This is a genomic window from Micromonospora sp. CPCC 206060, from assembly GCF_036906895.1.
Lineage (GTDB): Bacteria > Actinomycetota > Actinomycetes > Mycobacteriales > Micromonosporaceae > Micromonospora.
In genome coordinates, this window is sequence record NZ_JBAKHU010000140.1 from 1 (window position 1) to 5786 (window position 5786).

At 64.3% G+C, this 5786-nt stretch carries 7 protein-coding genes; 1 reads left to right on the plus strand and 6 read right to left on the minus strand.

Annotated features, from left to right (window positions below; genetic code table 11):
• Positions 1-61: 61 nt before the first annotated feature.
• The 4 genes from V6U90_RS32280 to V6U90_RS32295 form a co-directional block, all read right to left on the minus strand.
• On the minus strand, positions 62-424 hold the full coding sequence (locus V6U90_RS32280) for a hypothetical protein (protein WP_334444788.1): 363 nt from the start codon (positions 422-424) through the stop codon (positions 62-64).
• Between the two features lie 31 nt (positions 425-455).
• A complete protein-coding gene (locus tag V6U90_RS32285; protein WP_334444790.1) occupies positions 456-1022 on the minus strand; it encodes a dienelactone hydrolase family protein in 567 nt (188 codons plus the stop codon).
• Positions 1023-1078: 56 nt separating this feature from the next.
• A complete protein-coding gene (locus V6U90_RS32290; RefSeq protein ID WP_334444792.1) occupies positions 1079-1513 on the minus strand; it encodes a YybH family protein in 435 nt (144 codons plus the stop codon).
• A gap of 154 nt (positions 1514-1667) precedes the next feature.
• Positions 1668-1985, minus strand: a complete 318-nt coding sequence (locus V6U90_RS32295; protein ID WP_334444794.1) for a hypothetical protein — start codon at positions 1983-1985, stop codon at positions 1668-1670.
• A 148-nt stretch (positions 1986-2133) separates the two neighbouring features.
• Between V6U90_RS32295 and V6U90_RS32300 the strand changes: the two genes are divergently transcribed.
• Positions 2134-2325, plus strand: a complete 192-nt coding sequence (locus tag V6U90_RS32300) for a general stress protein CsbD (protein ID WP_334444796.1) — start codon at positions 2134-2136, stop codon at positions 2323-2325.
• Positions 2326-2895: 570 nt separating this feature from the next.
• Here the strand turns inward: V6U90_RS32300 and V6U90_RS32305 are convergent.
• Positions 2896-3960, minus strand: a complete 1065-nt coding sequence (locus tag V6U90_RS32305) for a tetratricopeptide repeat-containing glycosyltransferase (protein ID WP_334444798.1) — start codon at positions 3958-3960, stop codon at positions 2896-2898.
• A gap of 1376 nt (positions 3961-5336) precedes the next feature.
• Positions 5337-5597 (minus strand): GntR family transcriptional regulator, encoded by a 261-nt coding sequence (locus V6U90_RS32310; RefSeq protein ID WP_334444800.1) that lies wholly within the window; start codon positions 5595-5597, stop codon positions 5337-5339.
• Positions 5598-5786: the final 189 nt, after the last annotated feature.

A 5786-nucleotide genomic window follows, 5' to 3' on the forward strand; every position in this document is an offset into this window, starting at 1 on the left:
CTCAGAGGGCACTTTCTATCTCCGGGGTCCCGCCGACCCGACATTCATCGGTGGATCGAGGCTAAGCGGCCAGATAGTCGTACCGGCCGCCGGTGGACGCAACGAACAGACCCCCGTCGCGGAGCTGCCACTCCTGCATCCCGTGCTGTTCATGGTGCGCAAGGAAGAGTCCACGGACCAGGTCGGCGGGGTCAGCCGGCGGCGGGATACGGGCGATGTCCCGCAACTTCCCGAGGAACCACTCGGTGGCCTGCTCACGGATCGTGCCGCAGTAGAAGACACAGGTGTCGCCGTTCGGGCCGCTGAGGGTCGACCAGCCACGACTGTAGAAATCGTCGTCGTGGCGCCGGACGATGTCCCAGACCAGCCTCTCCTGGTCGTCCACACACTCGAGCCAACCCCGGACACTCAGGTAGACACCCATCCCGTGCCCTTCCCGTCTCTCCCGTCGCCGGTCAGTTGAGGCGGTCGAGGAACCTCAGGGTGCGGTGCATCAGCAACTCCGCCGCCGCCTCGTCGTAGTCGTCGCTGCTCGGGTCCGCGAAGAGGTGACCGCTGCCGGGATAGAGGAACAGCTCAGCAGAGCTGATCTCTCGGGACAACTCCTGTAGGACGTCGACCTCTGCCCACTCGTCGCCAGCCATCGCGTGGAACTGCACCGGGGTTCCGGCTGGCCACGGACTCGCGAAGGTCGCGGTCGGTACACCGCTGTGCAGCAGCAGCGCACCCAGCGCGCCGGGACGGGTCTGGGTGAGTGACTGGGCCGGGAGCACACCGAGCGAGAAGCCGGCGTAGACGATGCGGCCCGGCAGGCTCGCAGCGGTGGCGGTACCCCGCCGGATGATCTCGTCGAAGCCGACGGACTCGGCGTGGGCGACCCCCTCGTCGACGGTTCCGAAGGTGGCACCGTCGTACAGATCGGGGGTGTGCACCTTGTGCCCCGCTGCCCGCCACTGCTCGGCGAAGGCGAGGAAGCCGGGGGTCTGCCCCTGCGCATGGTGGAACAACAGGATCTCGGTCACGCGCCCACCCTACGGCGACTCCGTGGCCACCGGGGGCACCCCCGACCCGATCAAGATCAGAAAAGGCCGCCTCCGACGGGCGGAACGGCCTTTTCAGACGACGGAGCTGAGGGAATTTGAACCCCTCGATGCAAGAAAGGCCATTCCTCGAACGATCTACAGCGCCCGTCCTCGGCGAATCGCATGATCCACATGTCGCGGTACTCCTGGTGGACTGGGTCGCCGTACCGGACCTCCACTCGCGTCACCGCAGTGTTGCCCTCGACTGCGACGACCTCGGTGGCCATCTGGAACACCTCGTCGGGGCCGTCGCGCTCGTCCTCCCACATCCGGGCTATGGCCGGCAGTCCGATGACGGGTGTCTGGTACGGCCCCTGCAGATAGCTCGCATCTTCGGTGAAGATCGTCGCGAGCGTTTCCGTCCCCGGCGACCGCCACGCCAGCTCGTAGGCCTCAAGCCAGTCCGTCACCTGTTCCCTGTCCACAGCCATCCAGCTTTCCACCTGACCGAGCGCTACACGGCGGGATTGAGGCCCTGGCACACATTGTGTTGCAGCTCCGTCTCGCCCGGTCAGCAACTGCTGTGCTCCGCTGCTGCACAAGACCGGAAAAGGCCTCCGCTGCCGTACCGCAGCCTCCTCGTACTCAGGCGACGCCGAGGGTGTTGGCGAGCTGGATGATCGCCGCTGGGGCTCGCCGGTCGCGGGTCACCTGGGCGAGTACCTCCCGGGCGGCTAATCGGTGGCGGATCTCGGCCGGCGCGGTCCGCTCGGCGTCGACGAGGACGCGGCCGGCGTGGACCGGGTCGCCGGTCAGCAGGTACGCCCGTGCCGCGTCGACCAGGTGCGCGGCGCGATGCTCGTGGTCACCCGATATACCTCGACCAGCGGTAGGCGGCCTGATACCGGGTCGTGGGCGTGGGCGTGCTGCGATCCTCCGGCACAGCCAGATCGCCGTGACCATGAACATCTCACCTCGAAGGCAACCTAGACCGCCCTCAAGCGCCTCGGTGACCAGTTCGGGAACTGACCAGTGTTTTCATCCACGGACGGACGGGGACGCAGGCCAGGCGGGGCGGACACCGCCCCGCCAAGGACGACAGGGAGGCGACATGAGCTTGGAGAGCGCGAAGGACAAGGTCGAGAAGGTGGCCGGCGCCGCTCGGGCACGGATGGGCGACATGACCCAGAAAGAGCGGTCTGAGGCGGAACAGGTGGTGAAACGGGATGAGATACGGGGCAAGCAGCCCGGCGAGCACGTCCAGGAAGACGCTCGGGACGCGCGGGACGATTTCACGAGCTGACCTGGCACGTCGCGACGCCCCCGGTCTGCGTGCCGGGGGCGATGCTGCACCCCACCGCTGCACAAGATCGAAAAAAGGCCGTCTCCGACTGGCGGAAACGGCCTTTGAACTGGGTGGAGCTGAGGGGATTTGAACCCCTAACGCCGCAGGCTGCGTAGGGATCATCTGGAATCGGGCAGATCCGGCCTCTGACCAGGGCCACAACCTCCAACGTCTCTCGACGTTTCACAGGGGTTTTCGGGCTCAGTTGTGCCGGATCTGTGCCCGATGATCATGCAAGCCATCGCCTTGCATCGATTACCGGCGAATCACCCCGCGTGTGCGGGGAGCAGCCACGCCTCCGATGCGACCATCGCACCACTCTCCTTCGTTCGATATGGCCGCCTCGGCGAATCACGCGGTGGCCGTCCCCACCTAATCGACACGCCCATTACGGGCAAGTCGTACACCACTCCCATAGACGCAACCCGGCGCAGTGGTTTGTGAAGATCAGCGGCCACGCCGGCCTGGTTGGAGCGAACACTCAGAAAATTCTTGTGCCCTGCTGTTGCCACCTCAGCAAGATCGATGCTACGAGTGCGAGGGAACCGCATATGCGCGATTGGCGACGGTCTGCGTGCGATAGTGGTCGGGAAAGTCCGGCAAAGCGAGAAGGCGATCGCAAACCCGGAGGGATTCGTTCAACTCGCCAACCCAATAGGCCGCAATCGAATACTCGAACAGGATGCCCCAGCGGTACACCCAAGGACTGACAAACAGTAGATCGTCCGGCGCCGGTCGGTCTAAGGCGGCACGTGCCATCGCGTACGCCGCATGATGGCGCCCCCTTTGGCGCAATCGCGAGCACAATTCATAGCACGCCTCGAGGCGCTGTGGACGAACCTCCCATGCGCGAGTGAGAGCATCCATCGCACCCGGCCAGTCGTTGCTTTCTGCTCTGAGAACTCCAGATTGAAGCAATGCGTAGTAAACCTCTTCGGCCCAGCCACCCATTTGCGCTCGACACTCATAAAGCCTGATCGCCTTACTGACGCAGCCCATGTCACGCATGGTCTGAGCAAGGTAGAAGACATTTCTGGAGTTGTCGGGATTACGTTCCAGTTCGGCGCTGAGCAGTTTCGCGTCACGTTCAAACTTGTCATGGCGAGACCCGCCGTCTGCATGATCCTCGATCACCAGCGCGTCCATATTTTCTTGACGGTCCGACGTGTCGCAGGTCAGATATTCGTGAGTAACTCCCTCATATCGCCATAGGAAATCACCACGGACCAGGCGCTTAACGCGGTACTCGACGGGACCCTCGTGCCGCAGCATGTAGGCGTCGGCGGTCAATATTGGCAAGGGCCCATCCTGGCGAACGACGAGGTCGGCGTCGAGAAGAAGCAGGTAGTCGGCGCGACCGCGAGCGTGCGCGATGTTCAGGCTCCGGTTGTGGCCGAAGTTGACCCACGGCTCCTCGTACAGTTCACCAGGAATGAGGCCCAGCGCGGATCGAATGAGCCGCTGCGTCCCGTCGGTCGAGCCGGTGTCGGAAATGACCCAGGTGTCCACCAGGCCATGTACGGATTCGAGGCAGCGTTCGATCACTTTCGCCTCATTTTTCACGATCATGCACAGGCAGATGGACGGCTTCATGCCCTCACCTCCTCGGCGTCTGCGGGTCGTCCGCTCACGGTAAGACGGACCTTGCGGCACGACGGCGACTGATCGTGCATATCACCCTTCCAGGTGCCAGGAAGTAGAAACGCGGGCGATGTTCGCCTTTAGGTCCATAGGCTGAAGCCGCAGGAGGTAAGGGACTCCCGGGAATCCTTCCGGGCTTCCTGACGCACAGAGAGAGGAAGATCGAATGAACCGGAACCCTTGCACGAGTTCAAGGTTGGGTCCCCTCACGGGGCACGGTCGATGGGTGACCGGTGGCGCCCTGGCATCACTCGCGTTCGCAATCGCCAGCGTGGCGATCACAGGCGGAGCTGCAGCGGCCAGCCCTCGGGTAGACGACCTGAGCGCGATAACGAGTGCTGACGAGAGCTGGTCCGGAGACTACGAGAGCTGGTCCGGAGACTACGAGGACTGGTCCGGGGACTACGAGGACTGGTCCGGGGACGAGGGCTATCAGAAGCATCACAAGCGGTGGTGGCTACACAAAGGTGGCCTCCCGGGACCGACAGGTCCGGCGGGTCCGGCGGGTCCGGCGGGTCCCGCTGGTCCGACCGGTCCGACCGGTCCGACCGGTCCGACGGGACCTGCCGGACCGTGCGCCGATATCGACAGTTACGCGCCGTCAAATGCCGAGGAGTTCAGCGCGGTGGTCTCGGATGGAGTGACGTACGCGGGGCGGCGCATTCTCCAGCCCACAGAAGGCCCCTACACCTGGCTCGACCTGAGTAACAATGGCGGCTACCCGGGGGCTACGGTCTGTGGTGTTGCCATCTCCTCTCAGGGCAACGACGCTTGGGTCAAGGTACTGACCACCACGGGCGAGGTGTGGCAAACCCACTGCGATGTGCCAGGAACGACCCTTGTCTGCAACGAAGACTGGATCCAGCAAACGACTCCGACACCGACGCAGTAGTTCTCAGGCTTGGTTGGGGGGCCGGAGAACGCAACCGGTCCCCCTACCAGGCAGGGCAGTAGACCCAGCACCACCTTGCCCCCGAAAGAGCCCTGGTAGCAGGTGAAATGCAACTCCCCCTGTTGCTGATCGCGGCCATCACGTTCACCCCGAGTCGGCGCGGTCTTTGGCCCCCACCGAGGTTCGCCCGACCAGCGCCCATATGACACGTCGTTCGTCGCGGGAGTGCTGGGTTCACCCCCGCGTATGCGGAGAACACTGATCCCGCGCCCGGGTCGGCATGCGGGCTGTCGGATCACCCCAGCGTGTGCGGGGAACCGGCTTCTTGACCAGGGACGCTAAAGATCAACAACCCCCGATTCCCTCCACTAGCATCGCGCCGATAGCCACGTCTCGCCAGCAACCGGAGAGAGTGACATCCAGAAGACTGGATTTCTTAGCCCTCGGTCGCTGGCTTCACGAACGTCCCGCGCTGCGGCACCACGAACAACACGTCCTGGTCCACGAGCACCGCGATCGCGCGTCGCACGGTCGCGCGGGCCAACCCGTACTCCTGCACAAGCTGAGACTCAGACGGAATCGCCCGGTTCGGCTGCCAGTCACCACGGCCGATCCGCGCGGCCAGGATGCCGGCCAGCTGGCGATACGGCGACAACGGCGCACCGTGATCGATGCGGGCGTCCGGGTCGAACTCCATACCCCCGACCGTAGAAGTCCCCCCACGAACAGCCTCGACCTTCTACGTACCTAGACGTATGAAGACCACGATTGGTACGGTGCGGCTATCCGCTGTGCCGGACGTAGAGAACCCGAACTCGCGCCGGAGCAATGCTCGAAACCTGTGGATGAGCGCCGTGGGGGCGTACCCTCCCGGCGAGTCCAAGTC

Excerpts from the sequence above, each read along its gene's own strand:
- V6U90_RS32290 (WP_334444792.1), bottom strand. The coding sequence starts at position 1,513 with ATGGCTGTGGACAGGGAACAGGTGACGGACTGGCTTGAGGCCTACGAG.
- V6U90_RS32310 (WP_334444800.1), bottom strand. The coding sequence starts at position 5,597 with ATGGAGTTCGACCCGGACGCCCGCATCGATCACGGTGCGCCGTTGTCG.
- V6U90_RS32305 (WP_334444798.1), bottom strand. The coding sequence starts at position 3,960 with ATGAAGCCGTCCATCTGCCTGTGCATGATCGTGAAAAATGAGGCGAAA.
- V6U90_RS32295 (WP_334444794.1), bottom strand. The coding sequence starts at position 1,985 with ATGGTCACGGCGATCTGGCTGTGCCGGAGGATCGCAGCACGCCCACGC.
- V6U90_RS32300 (WP_334444796.1), top strand. The coding sequence starts at position 2,134 with ATGAGCTTGGAGAGCGCGAAGGACAAGGTCGAGAAGGTGGCCGGCGCC.
- V6U90_RS32280 (WP_334444788.1), bottom strand. The coding sequence starts at position 424 with ATGGGTGTCTACCTGAGTGTCCGGGGTTGGCTCGAGTGTGTGGACGAC.